Source organism: Amycolatopsis sp. NPDC005961, from assembly GCF_040629235.1.
In the GTDB taxonomy this organism is placed as follows: Bacteria; Actinomycetota; Actinomycetes; order Mycobacteriales; family Pseudonocardiaceae; genus Amycolatopsis; species Amycolatopsis camponoti.
Window position 1 is genome coordinate 12,071 of the sequence record NZ_JBEXVF010000015.1, and the last position, 17,609, is coordinate 29,679.

General features: G+C 71.5%; 15 protein-coding genes. 11 read left to right on the forward strand and 4 right to left on the reverse strand.

Annotation, left to right across the window (positions count from 1 at the left end):
- Positions 1-41 precede the first annotated feature (41 nt).
- The 4 genes from ABZ342_RS16140 (at position 42) to ABZ342_RS16155 (ending at position 6,015) form a co-directional block, all read left to right on the forward strand.
- On the forward strand, positions 42-1,163 hold the full coding sequence (locus tag ABZ342_RS16140; RefSeq protein ID WP_360473657.1) for an epoxide hydrolase family protein: 1,122 nt from the start codon (positions 42-44) through the stop codon (positions 1,161-1,163).
- 77 nt (positions 1,164-1,240) lie between these two features.
- A complete protein-coding gene (locus ABZ342_RS16145) occupies positions 1,241-4,537 on the forward strand; it encodes a BTAD domain-containing putative transcriptional regulator (RefSeq protein ID WP_360473443.1) in 3,297 nt (1,098 codons plus the stop codon).
- A gap of 31 nt (positions 4,538-4,568) precedes the next feature.
- Positions 4,569-5,786, forward strand: coding sequence for an FAD-dependent monooxygenase (locus ABZ342_RS16150; RefSeq protein ID WP_360473445.1), 1,218 nt, complete (start codon positions 4,569-4,571; stop codon positions 5,784-5,786).
- A 19-nt stretch (positions 5,787-5,805) separates the two neighbouring features.
- Complete coding sequence (locus tag ABZ342_RS16155) at positions 5,806-6,015, forward strand: DUF2945 domain-containing protein (RefSeq protein WP_360473447.1); 210 nt, start codon at positions 5,806-5,808, stop codon at positions 6,013-6,015.
- A gap of 14 nt (positions 6,016-6,029) precedes the next feature.
- Here the strand turns inward: ABZ342_RS16155 and ABZ342_RS16160 are convergent, their stop codons facing one another.
- Positions 6,030-7,145: a helix-turn-helix domain-containing protein gene (locus ABZ342_RS16160; RefSeq protein ID WP_360473449.1), complete on the reverse strand. Its 1,116-nt coding sequence runs from the start codon at positions 7,143-7,145 to the stop codon at positions 6,030-6,032.
- A gap of 172 nt (positions 7,146-7,317) precedes the next feature.
- Here ABZ342_RS16160 and ABZ342_RS16165 point away from each other — a divergent pair, with 172 nt between their 5' ends.
- Positions 7,318-8,571 (forward strand): YncE family protein, encoded by a 1,254-nt coding sequence (locus ABZ342_RS16165; protein ID WP_360473451.1) that lies wholly within the window; start codon positions 7,318-7,320, stop codon positions 8,569-8,571.
- Between the two features lie 4 nt (positions 8,572-8,575).
- On the opposite strand, the gene ABZ342_RS16170 is transcribed toward ABZ342_RS16165, so the two are convergent.
- Both ABZ342_RS16170 and ABZ342_RS16175 read right to left on the reverse strand, forming a co-directional pair.
- Positions 8,576-9,010 carry a DUF5655 domain-containing protein gene (locus ABZ342_RS16170; protein WP_360473453.1) on the reverse strand — a complete coding sequence of 145 codons (435 nt, stop codon included), beginning with the start codon at positions 9,008-9,010 and terminating at the stop codon, positions 8,576-8,578.
- 26 nt (positions 9,011-9,036) lie between these two features.
- Positions 9,037-9,612, reverse strand: coding sequence for a TetR family transcriptional regulator (locus tag ABZ342_RS16175; protein WP_360473455.1), 576 nt, complete (start codon positions 9,610-9,612; stop codon positions 9,037-9,039).
- 93 nt (positions 9,613-9,705) lie between these two features.
- Between ABZ342_RS16175 and ABZ342_RS16180 the strand changes: the two genes are divergently transcribed.
- Positions 9,706-10,860, forward strand: coding sequence for an FAD-dependent monooxygenase (locus tag ABZ342_RS16180; protein ID WP_360473457.1), 1,155 nt, complete (start codon positions 9,706-9,708; stop codon positions 10,858-10,860).
- A 141-nt stretch (positions 10,861-11,001) separates the two neighbouring features.
- On the opposite strand, the gene ABZ342_RS16185 is transcribed toward ABZ342_RS16180, so the two are convergent.
- Positions 11,002-12,807, reverse strand: a complete 1,806-nt coding sequence (locus tag ABZ342_RS16185; protein WP_360473459.1) for a helix-turn-helix domain-containing protein — start codon at positions 12,805-12,807, stop codon at positions 11,002-11,004.
- Between the two features lie 171 nt (positions 12,808-12,978).
- Between ABZ342_RS16185 and ABZ342_RS16190 the strand changes: the two genes are divergently transcribed.
- From ABZ342_RS16190 to mimD, 5 genes are all read left to right on the forward strand, one after another.
- Complete coding sequence (locus ABZ342_RS16190) at positions 12,979-13,227, forward strand: hypothetical protein (RefSeq protein ID WP_360473461.1); 249 nt, start codon at positions 12,979-12,981, stop codon at positions 13,225-13,227.
- 105 nt (positions 13,228-13,332) lie between these two features.
- Positions 13,333-14,985 carry a methane monooxygenase gene (locus ABZ342_RS16195; protein ID WP_155543657.1) on the forward strand — a complete coding sequence of 551 codons (1,653 nt, stop codon included), beginning with the start codon at positions 13,333-13,335 and terminating at the stop codon, positions 14,983-14,985.
- A 20-nt stretch (positions 14,986-15,005) separates the two neighbouring features.
- Positions 15,006-16,043 (forward strand): 2Fe-2S iron-sulfur cluster binding domain-containing protein, encoded by a 1,038-nt coding sequence (locus ABZ342_RS16200; RefSeq protein ID WP_360473463.1) that lies wholly within the window; start codon positions 15,006-15,008, stop codon positions 16,041-16,043.
- A 5-nt stretch (positions 16,044-16,048) separates the two neighbouring features.
- Positions 16,049-17,218, forward strand: coding sequence for a toluene hydroxylase (locus ABZ342_RS16205; RefSeq protein ID WP_360473465.1), 1,170 nt, complete (start codon positions 16,049-16,051; stop codon positions 17,216-17,218).
- Positions 17,215-17,586, forward strand: coding sequence for a propane 2-monooxygenase effector subunit MimD (mimD, locus tag ABZ342_RS16210; RefSeq protein WP_360473467.1), 372 nt, complete (start codon positions 17,215-17,217; stop codon positions 17,584-17,586). The genes ABZ342_RS16205 and mimD overlap by 4 nt, the downstream gene beginning before the upstream one ends.
- Positions 17,587-17,609 lie beyond the last annotated feature (23 nt).

The window sequence follows — 17,609 nt, forward strand, 5'->3', positions numbered from 1 at the left end:
GCACGAATTGCGGAAGAAAATCTTCCGCAATGGTTCGTAGCGTGCTGTTCATGACGAACTCCTTCCGCATCGAAATCCCGCAGACCGACCTCGACGACCTGCACCGGCGCCTCACCGAGGCCCGGTTCGCCGACCCCGTGCCCGGTGATGCCCCGGACTGGTCCCGCGGCATCCCGACCGAGAACGTCCGGGAGCTGGCCGAGTACTGGCGCGACGGCTTCGACTGGCGCGCGCAGGAGGCGGCGATCAACGCGTTTCCGCAGTTCACGACCGAGATCGACGGCCAGACGATCCACTACCTGCACGTCCGGTCGGCGGACCCGGACGCCGTCCCGCTGCTGCTCACGCACGGCTATCCGAGCACCTTCGCCGAGTTCCTGGACGTCATCGGGCCGCTGACCGAGCCGGGCCCGGACGCGTTCCACGTCGTGGTGCCCTCGCTGCCGGGCTTCGGGTTCTCGACGCCGTTGAGCGGGCCCGGCTGGGAGCTGGCCCGCACGACGGACGCGTTCGCGGAGCTGATGACGCGCCTCGGGTACGACCGTTTCGCCGCCCAGGGCGGCGACATCGGCGCGGGCGTCACCGGACGGCTGGCCGCGCTGTTCCCGGACCGCGTGCTCGGCACGCACGTCACTAGCGACCGCGGCACGATCGCGCTGGCGGGGGAGCAGCTTCCGTTGCCGGACAACCTGACCGAGGCCGAGCAGGCCGAACTGGACGCGGCCCGCGAGGCGTGGAAGGCGGGTCGTGGGTACCTGGACCTGCAGTCGCACAAGCCGGAGACGATCGCGGCCGCCCTCACCGATTCGCCCGTCGGGCAGCTGGCGTGGATCGCCGAGAAGTTCCAGGCGTGGACGGGCCGGGGCATCTCGCGGGACCGGCTGTTGACGACGGTCAGCCTGTACTGGTTCACGCGCAGCGGCGCGACGGCGGCCCGGTTCCTTTACGAGGCCGCGCATTCCGGGCACGGGTGGTTGGCGCCGTCGGCGGTGCCCGCGGGCTGGGCGGTGTTCAACACGTCGCCGGTGGTGCGGCGGATCATGGACCCGGAGGAGAAGATCGAGCACTGGTCGGAGTTCGCCGAGGGCGGCCACTTCGCGGCGATGGAGACGCCGGAGCTGCTGGTGGGGGATATCCGGGCGTTCTTCCGGAAGCTGCGGTAGACGGCGTCGTCGCCGGGTCCGGCGAGACTTCGCGGAATCGCACCGCCGGACCCCCGTCCTGAGCCAGAATCGGCGGCGTGCAGTTCGCGATCCTCGGGCCGGTCGAAGCCCGCCGTCCCGATGGGACCTCCGTTCCCCTCGGCGGTCCGCAGCTTCGGGGCCTCCTCGCCCTTCTCGCGCTCGACGCCGGCCGCGTCGTCAGTGCCGGGCGGCTCATCGACGGCCTGCACGGGGACCGCCCTCCCGAGGGTGCCGCCGAAGCACTCCAATCGCAGGTCTCGCGGCTGCGGCGGCGCCTGCGGGACGGCGGGGCTCCGGACGGGCTCGTCGAGTTCGGCCCCGCCGGGTACCGGCTGGCCGTCGACCCCCAGGACGTCGATGTCCACCGGTTCGAACGGCTCACCGCCGAGGCGCGGGCGACCCCCGACCCCGCCGCGAAGTCGGCGCTGCTGACCGAAGCGCTCGCACTCTGGCGTGGACCCGCGCTGGACGGGCTCGCCGACCCGCCGCGGGCCGCGCGGCTGGCCGAGCTGCGCCTGGCCGCCACCGAGGACCGCGTCGAAGCCGATCTCGCGCTCGGCCGGCACGAACAGCTCGTCGCGGAACTCCGGGAGCTGGCCGGCGAGCACCCGCTGCGCGAACGGCTCACCGCCCAGCTCATCCGCGCGCTGCACGGCAGCGGCCGGTCCGCCGAGGCCCTGACCGCCTTCGCCGAGATCCGCGAACGCCTCGCCGACGAGCTGGGCGCCGACCCGTCGCCGGAGCTGGCGGACGCGCACGTCGCCGTCCTGCGCGCCGCCGAACCCGCGCCCACCCGGCGAGTTCCGGTGCCGCTCACCGGGTTCGTCGGCCGGACCGAGCTCGACGACCTCCGCGGAGCCCTCGCGGACGCCCGGCTCGTCACGCTCACCGGGCCGGGCGGTGCCGGCAAGACCCGGCTCGCCATCGAAGCCGCGGCCGGCGAAGCGTGCTTCGTCGAGCTGGCGACGACGACCGATGTGCCGCGGGCCGTCCTCGCCGCGCTGGGCCTGCGTGAACAAGGTGTGCTCGCGCCGGGCGCGGCCGGGGAACCCGCCGACCGGCTGGCCGCCGCGCTCGCCGACCGGTCGCTGCTGCTGGTGCTCGACAACTGCGAGCACGTCGTCGCCGAGGCGGCGCGGCTGGTCCGGCGGTTGCTCGGCGCGTGCGCCGGCCTGCGTGTGCTCGCCACCAGCCGTGAACCGCTGGGCCTGACCGGCGAGAGAGTGGTGCCGGTCGGCGCCCTGCCCGCGGGCGCCGCGGCGCGGCTGTTCACCGACCGGGCCGCGGCGGTCGCCCCCGGCAGCGTGCCCGACCCGGGCGCGGTCGCCCGGATCTGCGCGGCCCTCGACGGCCTCCCGCTGGCGATCGAGCTCGCCGCCGCCCGCCTGCGCTCGCTGTCCGCCGACGACATCGCCGCCCGGCTCGGCGACCGCTTCCGCCTGCTGTCCCGCGGCGACCGCACGGCCGAGCCGCGGCACCGGACCCTGCGCGGCGTCGTCGAGTGGAGCTGGGACCTCCTCGAACCGGACGAAAAGCGGCTCGCGGCCCGGTTCGCGGTGTTCGTGGGCGGCGCGCGGCTGGAGGCGGTCGAACGCGTCTGCGCCGAGCCCGATGCCGAGCCCGCCCCCGACCCCGATGCCGTGCTCACCGGCTTGGTCGAGAAGTCCTTCGTCGAGTTCGCGGGCGGCGCGCGGTTCGATGCGGCCGGCCCCGGGCCCGACGCCGAGGCCGTGCTCACCGGCTTGGTCGAGAAGTCGTCCGTCGAGTTCGCGGGCGGCGCGCGGTTCGACGCGGCCGGCCCCGGCGCCGAGCCGGACGCCGACACCGTGCTCACCGGCTTGGTCGAGAAGTCGTCCGTCGAGTTCGTGGGCGGCGCGCGGTTCGACGCGGCCATCCCCGGCCCCGAGCCCGATGCCGAGGCCGTGCTCACGGGCCTGGTCGAGAAGTCCTTCGTCGAGTTCACCGGCGGCCGGTACCGGATGCTGGAGACGATCCGCGCGTTCTGCGCCGAGCACGGCGACAACCGCCGGGCCGAGCACGCGAAGTACTTCCTCGACCTCGCCCGCGCCGCCGAGCCGAAGCTGCGTGGCGCGGACCAGCTGACCGCGCTGGCGGAGCTGACCGCCGAGCACGCCGACCTGCACGCCGCGCTGCGGTGGAGCGCGGCCGAGGAACCGGAAACCGCGGTACGGCTCATCGCGGCCCTGACCTGGTACTGGTGGCTGCGCGGCCTGCGCAGCGAGGTGACGCCGTTCGCGGACGCCGTCGTCGCCGCCTTCGGGGCCGAGCCGCCGCCGGGACTGGCCGAGGAGTACGTCCTCTGCCTGATCCAGGCGTCGGGCACCGGTGTCGAGCCGGAGCCGATCCTGCGGGCGCTCGACGGGCCGCTGCGGTATCCGTACCTCTTCCTGCTGTGGGCGTTCTCCCCGCACACCAAGGTGCGGGACGGCGCCCGGCTGGCCGCGCTCGTCGGCGACGATCCGTGGTCGCGCGCGTTCACGCGGATCGGCGACGGCCTCGGCGCGCAGTACCGCGGCCGGATCGCGGAGGCCGAAACGCACTTTTCGTCGTCGCTGGACGGGTTCCGCGCCCTCGGCGACCGCTGGGGCGAGGCCAGCGCGCTGGAGAAGCTCGCGGAGTTCGCGGACTGGCGCGGCGACCACGTGCGGTTCCGGGAGCTGATGGACGAGTCCGTGCGGTTGGCCGGTGAGCTGGGTGCGTTCGAGGACGCCGCCGACCTGCTCTGCCGCCGTGCCGACGGCGTGCTGCGGGCCGGAGACGCCGAGACCGCCCGCGCCGATTACGAAGCCGCGGCCGACATGGCTCGCGCGGCCGGGACAACGGTGACGCTCGCGCGGGCTCGCGGCGGCTTGGGCGAGATCGCCCGGCGCGCGGGCGACCTGGCCGCGGCCCGGCGCTGGTACACCGCGGCCGTCGGTCTCGCCGTCGACCCGGTCACCGGCGGCGAGACGCGGATCCGGCTCCACACCGGCTTCGGCTGGACGGCCGTCGCCGAGGGAAACCTCGACGAAGCGACCGACCTGCACCAGGAAGCATTGGCCACCGCTCTCGAACACGCGAACCTGCCGGGCACGGCCCAGGCGGTCGAAGGACTGGCGGGCGTCCTCGCTGCGCGGACCGAGGACTCCCGGGCCGCGTTCCTGCTCGGCGTCGCGGTCGGTCTGCGCGGCGCACCGGTCACCGGAGACGCCGACGTGGCTTCGGTGACCGGCCGCATACGGGCGCGGATCGGTGCCGAGGCGTACGCGGAAGCCTTCGATCGCGGCCGCGAAATGCCCCCTGAGCAGGCGTTGAGCGAGTTCGGTCAGCGGCGGTTCGCGCTCGGTTCGTGAGCGGTCAGCGGCCGCGCCCAGAGTTCGGGCCATGACGAAGAGCATCCTGATCTCCGGCGCCAGCATCGGCGGCCCCGCCCTCGCCTTCTGGCTGCACCGCCACGGCTTCCGCACCACCGTCGTCGAGCGCGCCCCGAGCCCGCGCGAAGGCGGCTACAAGGTCGACATCCGCGGTGTCGCCGTCGACGTCGTCCGCCGCATGGGCCTGCTCGAGGAGGCGCACGCGGCGAGCACCGACATGCGCGGCGCGGCGTTCGTGAACAAGCGCGGCAAGGAGCTGGCGACACTGGACGCCGACACGTTCGGCTTCCGCCACGGCGACGACACCGAGATCCTGCGCGGCGACCTCGCGAAGATCCTCTACATCGCGACGCGGGACGACACCGAGTACGTCTTCGGCGACTGGATCACCGGCCTCGACGAGCGCGCGGACGGCGTCCACGTGACGTTCGCCCACGGCGCACCGCGCCGGTTCGACCTGGTGGTCGGCGCCGACGGTCTCCACTCCGGCGTCCGCGCGCTGGCGTTCGGCCCGGAGGAGGACTTCCTGCGCCGGTTCGACGCGTACATCTCGATCTCCACCGTGCCCAACACGTTCGAGCTGGACCGCTGGGAGCTGCTGCACTCGGCGGCCGCGGGCAAGATGGTGAACGTCTACAGCACGGCTCGCGCCGACGACGCGAAGGCCGCGTTCTGGTTCACCGCCCCGCCGCTGAAATACGACCGCCGGGACGTCGACGGCCAGAAAGACCTCGTCGCGGACCGGTTCGCGGGCCTGGGCTGGGAGATCCCCGCGTTGCTCGCCGCCATGCGCGAGGCGGGCGACTTCTACTTCGACCCCGTGTGCCAGATCGTCATGGACCACCTGTCGGCCGGCCGCGTGACCCTGCTCGGCGACGCGGGCTACTGCGCGTCCCCGGCGTCGGGTCAGGGCACGAGCCTCGCACTGGTGGGCGCGTACGTCCTGGCGGGGGAGCTGGCGGCGGCATCCGGCGACCACACGGTGGCGTTCGCCCGCTACGAGAGCGAAATGCGGCCGTACATCGAGAAGAACCAGGCCCTGGCGAAGACGGCGTTGCGCGGGATCATCCCGCGGTCGCGGGCGTTCGCGTGGTTCAACACCCGGATGATCAGGCTGATGCCGTACCTCCCGGGCCGCAACCGCGTCCTGGAGCAGATGGCCCGCCCGATCCGCGAAGCGGCGAACGCTCTGGTGCTGAAGGACTACGCGGGTGCGTACCCGCGGTGATCACGGGTACCCGGCACCCATGAGCGAGGATTTCAAGAAGGGCGACCGCGTCCGCTGGGACGCGGGCAACGAGAGTTCCATCGGGACCGTCGAGGAGAAGATCACCGAGGACACGCACGCGGGTAAGCGCGATGTGAAGGCGTCGCCGGACGAACCGCAGTACCTCGTCAAGAGCGAGAAGTCCGGGAAGACCGCCGTCCACCACCCGGACAAGCTGCACCCCGCCTGACGGCGCCCGGCGACCTACGCCGGCGTGGTGAGCCAGCAGTGCAGGGCCCACCACGAGCGCACGGCGTCGAGGACCCGGCACCCGCTGTTTTCCGCCAGCGCCAACGGGGTCAGCTCCGCCAGCCGGTCCAGGCGGTACCGGACCGTGTTCGGGTGCAGGTGCAGGGCCTCCGCCGTCGGACGGAGGCGCTGGCCGTGGTCCAGGTACGCCAGCGCCGTCCCCGCCAGCTCGCGGTGGAACGGGTTCGCCGGGTCCAGCGCGCCCAGCAAGGCCGTGGTGAGAAGGCCACCGAGGACCGGCTGCGCGGTCAGAGCGAGCTCGCTCGCCAGCGCCGTCAGGTCGTGGCAGCCGGGCCCGGCGAGGCGCGCCGCCGCCGTGCAGAGGCGGTGGACCTCGGGCAGCTCGGCCAAGGCGACGGCCGGGGCGACGACCAGCAGGACGTCGCCGTCCAGCGGGACGCGCGCGGGTGACCGGGCCGCCAGGCCGGTGAGCCTGCCCTCGACCAGCCCGTAGACCCCGCCGAACTCCAGCAGCGCCTGCTCCAGCGTGCGCGCCCGCGCCGGGTCGCTCACGTCGGACACCACGCAGAAGTACCGGACGTCGGGGTGCAGGCCCGCTCGCCGGAGCTCCTCGGGCGCGGGCGGGTGCCCGGCGAGCAGCAGGGACCGCAGCAGCTGGGTCCGGGCGTCGCGCACCGTGCGGGACAGCTGGAGCTCGGCCGCGTGGTAGCCCTTGACGATGTGGTGCTCCAGCGCGCCGGTGTAGCGACCGGCGTCGAGGACCGTCTCGAGGATGAGGTCGTCGGGCACGCCCGCCGCCCGGGCGCGTTCGACGGCGACGCGCCCCGCGTGCGTGCGGCCCGCCTGGACCCCGCGCAGGAGCTCGGTGAGCGGGACACCCTGCGCGGCGCGATCGGCGCCCAGCGCCTCCGCGGCCGTGTAGTCGGCTTCGCCGGGACTCGCCGTCGCCCGCAGCGCGGCCGACAGCAGGACCTGGATGTGCCGCCGGTTCTCGGCTTCCGGGAGCCGGGCAACCTCGGCGGACTCGCTGCGCGCGGCCTTCACCAGCTCGTCCAGCACGGTCTCGTCCGCGGCCAGGTCGTCGAGGATCCGGCGGAGCAGCGGCGTCACCGGCACCTCCCGGACCCGTTGTGGCACGGCCACAACCCGCCACCCCCGACGTTGGGCGATCGGCCCTACCGGAGGAACTCCCGGGGCCGGTTATCGTGGCAATACCGGACAGTAACCCCTGTCCCGCGCAAAAACCACCGCCGCACCTCTTCAGCGTCGAAAGGTGTCTTCCGTGCGCATTCTCCCGAGCAGCCGCCGACGGCGCTCGTACCTCTCGTGCCTGGCCGCGACCCTTCTGCTGACGACCGGCGCGGCGGTGCCGGCGACCGGTGCACCCGCCGCCCTGCGGGAGGTGATGTTCGTCGGCAACAACTGGGAGGGGACGGCCGACGTCATCCAGTCCCGCGGTTCCTTCGCGAAGATCGGGCGGGTGAACATCATCCCGGACAAGGACGACCGGCTGCGGGAGATCTACCTGAACCCGATCAAGCTCGCGTTCTTCCTCGGCATCCGCAACGGGCCCGGCGAGGGGCACGACCAGTTCGTCGACGACATGTACACCACCCCGGACGGGTCCTCCGTGGTGGCGTCGCGGCCGAGCTTCGCCGACGTCGTCTCGATCAGCCTCGCCACCGGCCGGATCAACTGGCGCTTCCCGGTTTCCGGGTTCCGCGCCGACCACATGGCGGTTTCGCCGGACGGCCGCCGCGTCGCCGTGTCCGCCTCGACGTCGAACACCGTGCACGTGCTGGACATCGGCACCGGGCAGCAGCTCGGCTCGTTCGCCACGGGGGACAAGCCGCACGAGAACGTGTTCACCGACGGCGGCCGGTACCTGTGGAACATGTCGATCGGCAACGTCGACACGAACCTCGACGACCCCGGCTGGGACTTCACCAAGGGGGACCGGCGCATCACGGTCGTCGACGCCACGACGTTCCGCCAGGTCAAGGTGATCGACATGCGCGATCGCCTCGACGCCTTCGGCCGCCGGGACCTCTCCGACGCCGTCCGGCCGGTCGCCTTCACCCCGGACGAGTCCACGTTGTACTTCCAGGTGTCGTTCTTCAACGGCTTCCTGGAGTACGACGTCGCGAGCGACCGGATCACGCGGCTCAAGGAGCTGCCGAAGAACCCGGCCACGAGCGACGACCGCACCACGTTCGTCAACGACTCCCGCCACCACGGCCTGTCGATGAACCCGGCCGGGACCAAGCTCTGCGTCGCGGGCACGATGGACGACTACGCGACGGTCGTCGACCGCGCGACCCTGCAACAGGGCACGCTGGTGCCCGCGGTGAAGCCGTACTGGGCGACGGTGAGCGGCGACGGCAGCGCGTGCGTCATCTCCGAAGCCGGCGCGGACCAGGTGACGGCGATCGACTTCGCGACGGGGCGGAAGCTCGTCTCGGTGCCGGTCGGCGACCACCCGCAGCGGGTCCGGATCGGGCACGTTCCGGAAGGCTGGACCGGCCCGGCCGCCTGAGCCCTCAGGCGAAGTCGAAGGCGATCGTCAGCCACTCGCGGACCTCGTCGTCCACATCGGACACTTCGCGCAGCTTGAGCCGGTGTCCCACGCGGGGTCCGCTCGCCCATCGGGCCGGGGCGATGCGGGCCGTCTCGATCGGGCGGGGCAGGAAGAGGTAGACCAGGACGTCCTGGGACCGCGGCCGCAGCTCGGCCAGCTTCCGCTCCCGCTTGAGGAAGACCCCGACCTTGACGGCGTCCTCGTGGACGTCGCCCAGGGACCGCAGGTGCTCGGCGACCGCGTCGTAGATCGCGCGGAACCGCGGGTCGCGGCCGGCGAACGTCTCGTCGACGGTGCAGCCGGGGACGCACGTGTGGCCCTGGCCGGCGCGCGCGAACTCGCGATCGCAGCGCGGGCACGTCCACCGGGTCGGCATGCCGTCCAGGATGGCAGTCACGGCGGTGCCTGTGCCCGCCGAGGCCGTCAACCCGCCGAAGTGACCCCCGCGAGGTAGCGCTGCACCGTCGGGCCGACCTCGGCGACGACCTCCGCCGGCGTCAGCGCGACCACCGGGGGCAGGCGCAGGACGTAGCGCGTCAACGCCAGGCCGAGCAGCTGGCTCACCACCAGCCCCGCGCGGCGCGGGGCGTCGGCCGGGTCGCCGAATCGCAGGACCGCCGGCGTGACCTGGCCGGCGAACACCTGCCGCATCTTCTCGACCACGGCGTCGTCGGCCACCGCCGACCGCAGCAGCGTCAGCAGGATCTCGTCGGTCGGCGGCCGCTCCCACAGCGCCAGGAACTGCCGGGTCAGCAGCTCGCCGACGGTGCCCGGGTCGGCCGCGGCCAGGTCCGGCAGGTCCAGCTCGACGTCCACGGCCGCCGCGAACAGGCCGTCCTTGCTGCCGTAGTAGCGCATCACCATCGACGGGTCGATGTCGGCGTCGGCGGCGATGGCGCGGATCGTCGCGCGGCGGAAGCCGTCGGCGGCGAACCGGCGGCGCGCGGCGTCGAGGATGGTCGCCCGGGTGGCGTCCGATCGACGCGGTGACTCGGTCATGCCAACGAGTGTAGGCCAACACTTGTTGACAAGCCAGCCGGGGCGTGCCTACCGTGAATGCCAACAGTTGTTGGCAAACTCGGAGGTGCCGTCATGTCCCTGCCCACCCGTACCGACGTCCTGATCTCCGGCGCCGGCCCCGCCGGCCTGGCCACCGCGATCGTCCTCGCCGAGGCCGGCGTCGATTTCGTGCTGCTCGACCGCCAGGCCGAGGGCGCGAACACGTCCCGGGCCTGCGTGGTGCACGCCCGGACCCTGGAGGTGCTGGCCGAGCTCGGCGTCACCGAGCGGCTGAAGGAGCTGGGCGTCGTCGTGCCGACGTTCACCGTCCGCGACGGCGCCACGGTGCTCGCCAAGGTGCCCTTCGGAGGGCTGCCCACGGCTTACCCGTACACGCTGATGGTGCCGCAGGACCGCACCGAAGCCGTGCTGCTGGCGCGCCTGCGCGAGCTGGGCGGCGACGTCCACCGGCCGTACGAGGTCACCGCCGTCGCCGGCGACGACACGGGCGTCACGGTCACGACGACCGGGGGCACCGTGCGCGCGAAGTACGTGGTCGGTGCCGACGGCATGCGCAGCACCGTCCGCGAGCAGGCCGGCATCGGGTTCACCGGCGCCAGCTACGCGGAGTCGTTCGTGCTGGCCGACGTCCGGATGAGCTGGCCGCTCGACCGCGCGGAGGTCAGCCTGCACCTGTCGCCGGAGGGCGTGACGGTGGTGGCGCCGCTGCCCGGCAGCGACGACCGCTACCGGGTGGTCGCGACGGTCGCCGAGGCTCCCGAGCACCCCGGGATCACCGACATCCAGTCCATTGTGGACGCTCGTGGCCCGGAGGGCGCGCGGTCGCGGGTCACCGAGGTCGTGTGGAGCTCACGGTTCCGGGTGCACCACCGGGTGGCCGACCACTACCGCGCGGGCCGGGTGCTGCTGGCCGGCGACGCGGCCCACGTGCACAGCCCGGCCGGCGGCCAGGGCATGAACACCGGCATCCAGGACGCGGTCGCGCTCGGCCGCCTGCTGGCCCGGGTGGCCGCGGGCGAGCCGGACGCGCTGCTGGACGAGTACGAGACCACCCGCCGCCCGGTGGCGACGGGCGTGGTGGCGTTCACCGACCGGATGACGCGAATGGCGACGCTGCGCCCCCGCCCGGCCCGGCTGCTGCGCAACACCGTGCTGAAGACGGTGTTCTCGCTGCCGCCGATGCGGGAGAAGCTGGCTTACCAGCTGTCCGAACTCGCGGCGCGCTGACACTCCCCGGCGAACCAGCCGAGCACAACCGCGCAGGTCTCGGGGGCATACCCGCGGTCCCGCGCGTTCGGCAGGAACAGGTAGCCGAGTACGTGCCGACCTCTGGTCAGGCGAACAGCTCGATGAGCACGAGCCGCCAACCTAGCGGGTCGGCGGCACGATCCCGTACTCGTGGATCTTGCGGTAGATCGTCGCCCGGGAGATGCCCAGCAGCTTCGCCGCGCGGACCTTGTTTCCGTCCGCGTCTTCGAGGCAGCGCACGATCGCGTCGCGCTCGATCGACTCGAACCGGTTCAGCGGCCGCCGCGCGACCGTGTGGAACTCGGCCGGAAGGTCGCCCGGGCGGATGGTCCCCGCCCGGCGGCGCTGGGCCACCTTCCGCAGCACCTGGTAGAGCTGGCCGGTGTTGCCCGGCCACTCCGCCCGCATCAGCAGGTGCAGGGCCGCCGCCGAGCAGGTGAGCCTGCCGCCGTAGCCGAGCTTGCTCAGCACCAGCGGGACCAGCTCCGCCAGGTCCTCGACGTGGTGGCGCAGCGGCGGGACCCGCACCGTCCGCGGGAACGACTTCAGCAGCTCCGCCAGCGCCGGCTTGGTCTCGGCCTCCGGCACGAGCGTGACGACGACCCACGGCGCGTCGGCCCGCTCGCGCAGCTCCCGCAACGTCGCCGACAAGGCGTTCGCCGCCGGCGCCGTGAGCCGGTCGGCGTGGCGGATCACCAGGGTGCGGATCGGGGCGTCGAGGTGTTCGCGCAGCAGCTCGGCCGCCCAGTCCGTGCCGGTCGTCACCGCCGCGTCGACCGACAGCAGCCGCGCCGCCGGGTGGTGACGCTGGTGCAGCCCCTTCGCCAGGGTCAGCTTCCCGGTCCCCGCCTCGCCTTCCAGCGCGACCCACTCGCCGCGCTCGTGGCCGATGTCGAGCTCGTGCCCGCAGCGCAGCCACAGCGGCGCCTGCCCGACCACGCCCGGCAGGTACATCGGCAGCATCGGCGTCGACGGCACGGCCAGGGTCTCGTCGGCCTCGATCAGCTTCACCGACAGCACGCCGCCCGCGGTGTCGGTCTCCCGCTGGCCCGGGACGCGGCGGCAGAACACGCGCACGCGCAGGCCGCTGGAGAGCGCGAGCGTCGCCGACGTCCGGCGCCCGTCGGCCAGCGCCTCGGTGGCGTGGCTCAGCAGCACCGACTGGTCGACCGGGTCGAGCAGCTGGCGCGCCCGGTCGTTCATCATCACGATGTCCTCGTTGAACGCCAGCACGATGCCGGTCCAGCGGCGGCAGGTCTGCAGGTACGCCTGGAACAGGATCATCTCCCGCAGGTCACCGTGGCGCAGCAGCGCCTGCCGGATCTGCTCGGCGGTCGAGCGGGCCAGCGCGATGAGCAGGCCTCCCGCGTCCTTGTACCAGCAGGTGAGGTCGACCGCGCCGATCTTCTTGCCGGAGATCGGGTGGTGGATCGGCACGCCCGCGCACGCCAGGTTCTCCAGGTGCTCGGCGTAGTGCTCGTGGCCGAACACCGTGGTCGCGCGGCCGTCCTCCAGCGCGGTGCCGATGCCGTTGGTGCCGACGGACTGCTCGCCGTAGCTGAACCCGGGCACCAGCTCGACGCGTTCGAGGTGCCGCTTCAGGTCCGCGTCGCCGGTCCGCTGGGTCAGCACGACGCCGCTGGCGTCGGTGAGGATCAGGCTGATCGGCTGGCCCTCGAACTGCTCGCCCAGCTTGTGCAGCACCGGTTCCGCGCCGCGCATCAGCGGGATGTCGAGGTTCTGGTCGCCCTGGAAGAGGGGGTCGATCCGGTCGGCGTCGACGCGGAACTCCTGCGAACGCCGCCACGAGGCCAAGATCGTCTGCCGGACCGTGCCGGGCGGCACCGGTTCGGAGGTGAGGAAACGGACCCGGGTACGGGCCAGCTCGTCGTCGGCGAGCAGCGTGCCGGGCACCATCTCTTCCACGTGACCTCCACAGCTTTCCCCGCGGCCCACGTGGGTGCGGGCACACCCGTTGTGCCGCCCGTTCAGCCTAGATCCGGCTCGCGCCGCGCGGTGTCTCAAATTGAGACGGCCGGGGCGGGCGGGCAGCGGTCCGATGGACCGGGAAGAGACCGCTGACCAGGAGGAGTGCCCATGACCGCCGAGGCCGCGGAGACGTACAACCCGTGGACGATCGTCAACCTGGTTTTCACGCATCTGGCGGAACAGGGGCTGCACCCGACGTTCGGCGGCGAGGGCCATCCCGGTGACCCGGCCGCGGCGCTGCTGCGCGCGCTCGGGATCACCCCGACCGTCGAGGGGGACGCGCGCGTGCGCACGGGCGTCCACAGCGAGCTCGCCGAGCTGCGCGCCCGGATGCTCGACGCGGACGAAACGCCCTGAGCAGCGGTTCTGTCTCAGATTGAGACCCGCGTCACTCGTGGCCGCCCCTTGAATGGTGAACGCAGGACGTCCGCCCCGACGGCGAGCGACGGACAAGGAGTCTCCATGAGTCGCCAGAGTGTGGCGAAAGCCCACCAGAAGATCCAGGAACTGTCGTGGGAGCCGGCGTACCACACCCCGGTTTCGCACTACGGGACCGACTACACGTTCCAGAAGGCCAAGAAGAAGGACCCGTTGAAGCAGGTCCTCCGCTCGTACTTCCCGATGCAGGAGGAAAAGGACCACCGGGTCTACGGCGCCGAAGACGGCGCGATCCGCGGCAACATGTTCCGCCAGGTGCAGGAGCGTTGGCTGGAATGGCAGAAGCTGTTCCTGTCGATCATCCCGCTGCCGGAGATCTCGGCCGCGCGGGCGATGCCGCTGCTGTTCCGCACGGTGCCCAACCCGGAGCTGCACAACGGCCAGGCGATCCAGATGATCGACGAGGTCCGGCACTCGACGATCCAGCAGAACCTCAAGCGCCTGTACATGCAGAACTACATCGACCCGGCGGGCTTCAACTCGAGCCTGCGCAACTTCCAGAACGACTACTGCGGCACCATCGGCCGCCAGTTCGCCGAAGGCTTCATCACCGGTGACGCCATCACCGCGGCGAGCATCTACCTCACGATCGTGGCGGAGACGGCGTTCACGAACACCCTCTTCGTCGCCATGCCCGCGGAAGCCGCCGCCAACGGCGACTACCTGCTGCCCACGGTGTTCCACTCGGTGCAGTCCGACGAGTCGCGCCACATCAGCAACGGCTACGCGACGCTGCTGATGGCGTTGTCGGACGAGAGCAACCACCAGCTGCTCGAACGCGACCTGCGGTACGCGTGGTGGAACAACCACGCCGTCGTCGACGCCGCGATCGGCACGTTCATCGAGTACGGCACCAAGGACCGCCGCAAGGACCGCGAGTCCTACGCGGAGATGTGGCGCCGCTGGATCTACGACGACTACTACCGCAGCTATCTGGTCCCGCTCGAGAAGTACGGGCTCGTGATCCCGCACGACCTCATCGAAGAGGCGTGGAACCGGATCTGGAACAAGGGCTACGTGCACGAGGTCGCGCAGTTCTTCGCCACCGGGTGGCTCGCCAACTACTGGCGCATCGACCCGATGACGGACGAGGACTTCGAGTGGTTCGAGTACAAGTACCCGGGCTGGTACGACAAGTACGGCGCCTGGTGGGAGAACTACAGCCGCCTCGCGACGCCGAACGGGCACCACCCGATCGTCGCCGAAGACGTGAACTACGTGTACCCGCACCGGTGCTGGACGTGCATGGTGCCGTGCCTCATCCGCGAGGACATGGTGGTCGACGAGGTCGACGGCCAGCACCGGACGTACTGCTCGGAGACGTGCCGCTGGACCGACGCCGAGGCGTTCCGGCCCACCTACCAGGGCCGCAACACCCCGAACATGGGCCAGCTGGTCGGCGCCCGCGAGTGGGAGACGCTCTACCACGGCTGGAACTGGGCCGACGTCGTCTCCGACATGGGCTTCGTGCGCGACGACGGCAAGACCATGGTCGCGCAGCCGCACCTGGACCTCGACCCGAAGAAGATGTGGACGCTCGACCACCTGCGCCGGATGCCCGAGGTGCAGTCGCCGAACGTGCTGCTGAACCAGATGACCGACGCCGAACGCGCCGCGTTCGTGGCCGACTACAACCGCCAGGGCCCGGCCGGGCGCCCGGCCCCGCAGCAGGCCTGAGGCGCGAGGAGAGGCCCGGCATGGCAGAGAAGCACCGCGTCCGGTTCGAACCGGTCGGGATCGAGATCGACGTCGCCGAGGACACCACGATCCTGCGCGCCGCCGCCGAGCAGGGCGTCATGCTCATGCACGGCTGCAAGGAAGGGCAGTGCGCGGCCTGCAAGTCGTTCATCCTCGACGGCGAAGACGTCGAACACGACCGCTATTCGACCTTCGCGCTCCCCGACTACGAAAAGGAGGAGGGTTTCACGCTGCTGTGCCGGGCCCACGCCTACGAAGACCTGACGATCGAGCTGCTCAACTACGACGAGGAGATGATCCAGTCGGGGCTGCCGATCCAGGAAGCGGAAGTCGAGGTCGTCGCCAACGACCACGTCACGCACGACCTGCGGCACCTCGCCGTCCGGCTCACCGATCCGGAGCAGGCGCTGAAGTTCTTCCCCGGGCAGTACCTGGACTTCGCGATCCCGGGCACCGAGGAGACGCGGTCGTTCTCCATGGCCAACACCTCGGCGCGCGACGGGCTCCTGGAGTTCGTCATCAAGATCTACCCCGACGGGCTGTTCTCCCGGTTCCTCGACACCGACGTCGCGGTCGGCGACCGGCTCCGGGTGAGCGGCCCGTTCGGGGTGTTCACCCTCCGGGACAACCCGGGCAAGGACCTGGTCTTCGTCGGCGGCGGCGCCGGGATGGCGCCGATCCTGTCGCTGCTGCGCTCCATGGCCGAGCGCGGCATCGACCGGAAGGCGACCTACTACTACGGCGCCCGCCGCGAGGCGGATCTCTGCTTCCACGCGGAACTGCGGGAGCTCGAAGAGAAACTGCCGAACTTCCGTTACGTCCCAGCGCTTTCCGAACCGGGTGACGACGCCTGGGAAGGCGAGACCGGCCTGATCACCGACGTCCTGCGCCGGGCCGGCCACGACCTGACCGGAGCCGACGCCTACGTCTGCGGTCCGCCGCCGATGGTGGAAGCCGCGCTGGAACTGCTGCCCGCGCTCGGCGTCGCCGACAAGCGCGTCTTCTACGACAAGTTCACCACCACGGGCGAAGGGTAAAACCCATGACAGCCACCTCCGAACGCAGTGTGCCGAAGCCGACATTCACCGACGCCGAAGCGGGCGCGAAGGTCTTCCCGGACTCCGACGCCCGCCGGTACAACTACTTCACCCCGGCCAAGCGCAAGCAGAGCCACTACGAGGACGTCACGGTCGAGGTCCAGCCCGACCCCCGCCACTACCTGTCCCAGGGCTGGCTCTACGCCTTCGCCGACGGCAAGGGCGGCTACCCGCTGGAGTGGACCGCGCTGAAGGCGTGGGGCTCCGACCGGCCGGTGCCCGAGCGCGGCCCCGGCTCCGGCGGCAAGGGCTACGACTGGCCCGCCCACGGCTGGCACGAGTTCCGCGACCCCAACGAGGAGTGGGAGCTCACCCTCTACCGGTACAACGCGAACGTCGTGCGCCAGCTCAACCAGAACATCGACGCGGCCCGCCAGGCCAAGGCGTTCGAGCAGTGGAACCCGAACTGGGTCGACTTCGTCGCCAAGCACGTCGGCGCGTGGATGCACGTCGACCACGGCCTCGGCCTGTACTTGTTCGCCAACGCCAACCGGCGCGCGCCGACGAACATGCACAACAACGCGATCTCGGTGAACAGCATGCACCGGATCCGCGCGGCGCAGGACCTGGCGCTGTACAACCTGACGCTCACCGAAGAGATCGACGGCTTCGACGGCAGCGCGCACCTGACGACCTGGGCCGAGGACCCGGCGTGGCAGGGCGTGCGGGAGACCGCCGAGCAGCTGACCGGGATCTGGGACTGGTGCGAGGCGATCTTCGCCGCGAACATCGTCTTCGAGCCCCTCGTCGGCGAACTGTTCCGCAGCAACCTGGTGCAGCAGGCCGCGCCCGCGAACGGCGACTTCGTGACCCCGACGCTGATCGGCGCCGAGGAGTTCGACTTCTCCGAGCGCGATCTCCGCTACACGAAGGCGATGTTCCACCTGCTGATCAACGACAAGGAGTTCGCCGGGCACAACCAGGCGCTGCTGCAGAAGTGGCTGGAGGACTGGGTGCCGAAGAGCATCGCCGCCGCCCGCGCCCTGCAGCCGCTGTGGTCGCAGCCCGACGCCAAGCCCATCCGGTTCGAGGACGGTCTCGACCGGGCGAAGAGCCGGTTCGCCGGAATCCTGTCCGAATTGGGTCTCAAAGCACCGGAGGAGCTGGGCCAGTGACTGTCTTCAAGACCGCGGAAAGCCCGTACAAGACGAACAACACCGCGTCCAACATGTGCGGCTTCACCCTGATGAACAACCAGGTCGGCGCGATCATCGCCGAGGTCATGTCCAAGAAGGACAACGTGACCGTGACGCCGCTGCCGTCGATGATCCGGGTGGACGCGCAGGGCCGGACGGACCTGATCTACGCCGAGGTCGACGAGGCCGCCGGCGAGGAAGAGGGCTGGTTCAACGCGGCCGAGTTCGAGGAGAGCATGTCCACCCACTACGGGCGGATGATCCACGAGGACGACCGCACGATCATGTTCGCCAACCCCGAGGACGCGGCCGAGTACCTCGACTTCGATCTGAAGCCCATCAAGTAACCACCAGCAAGGAAGCACTCGAT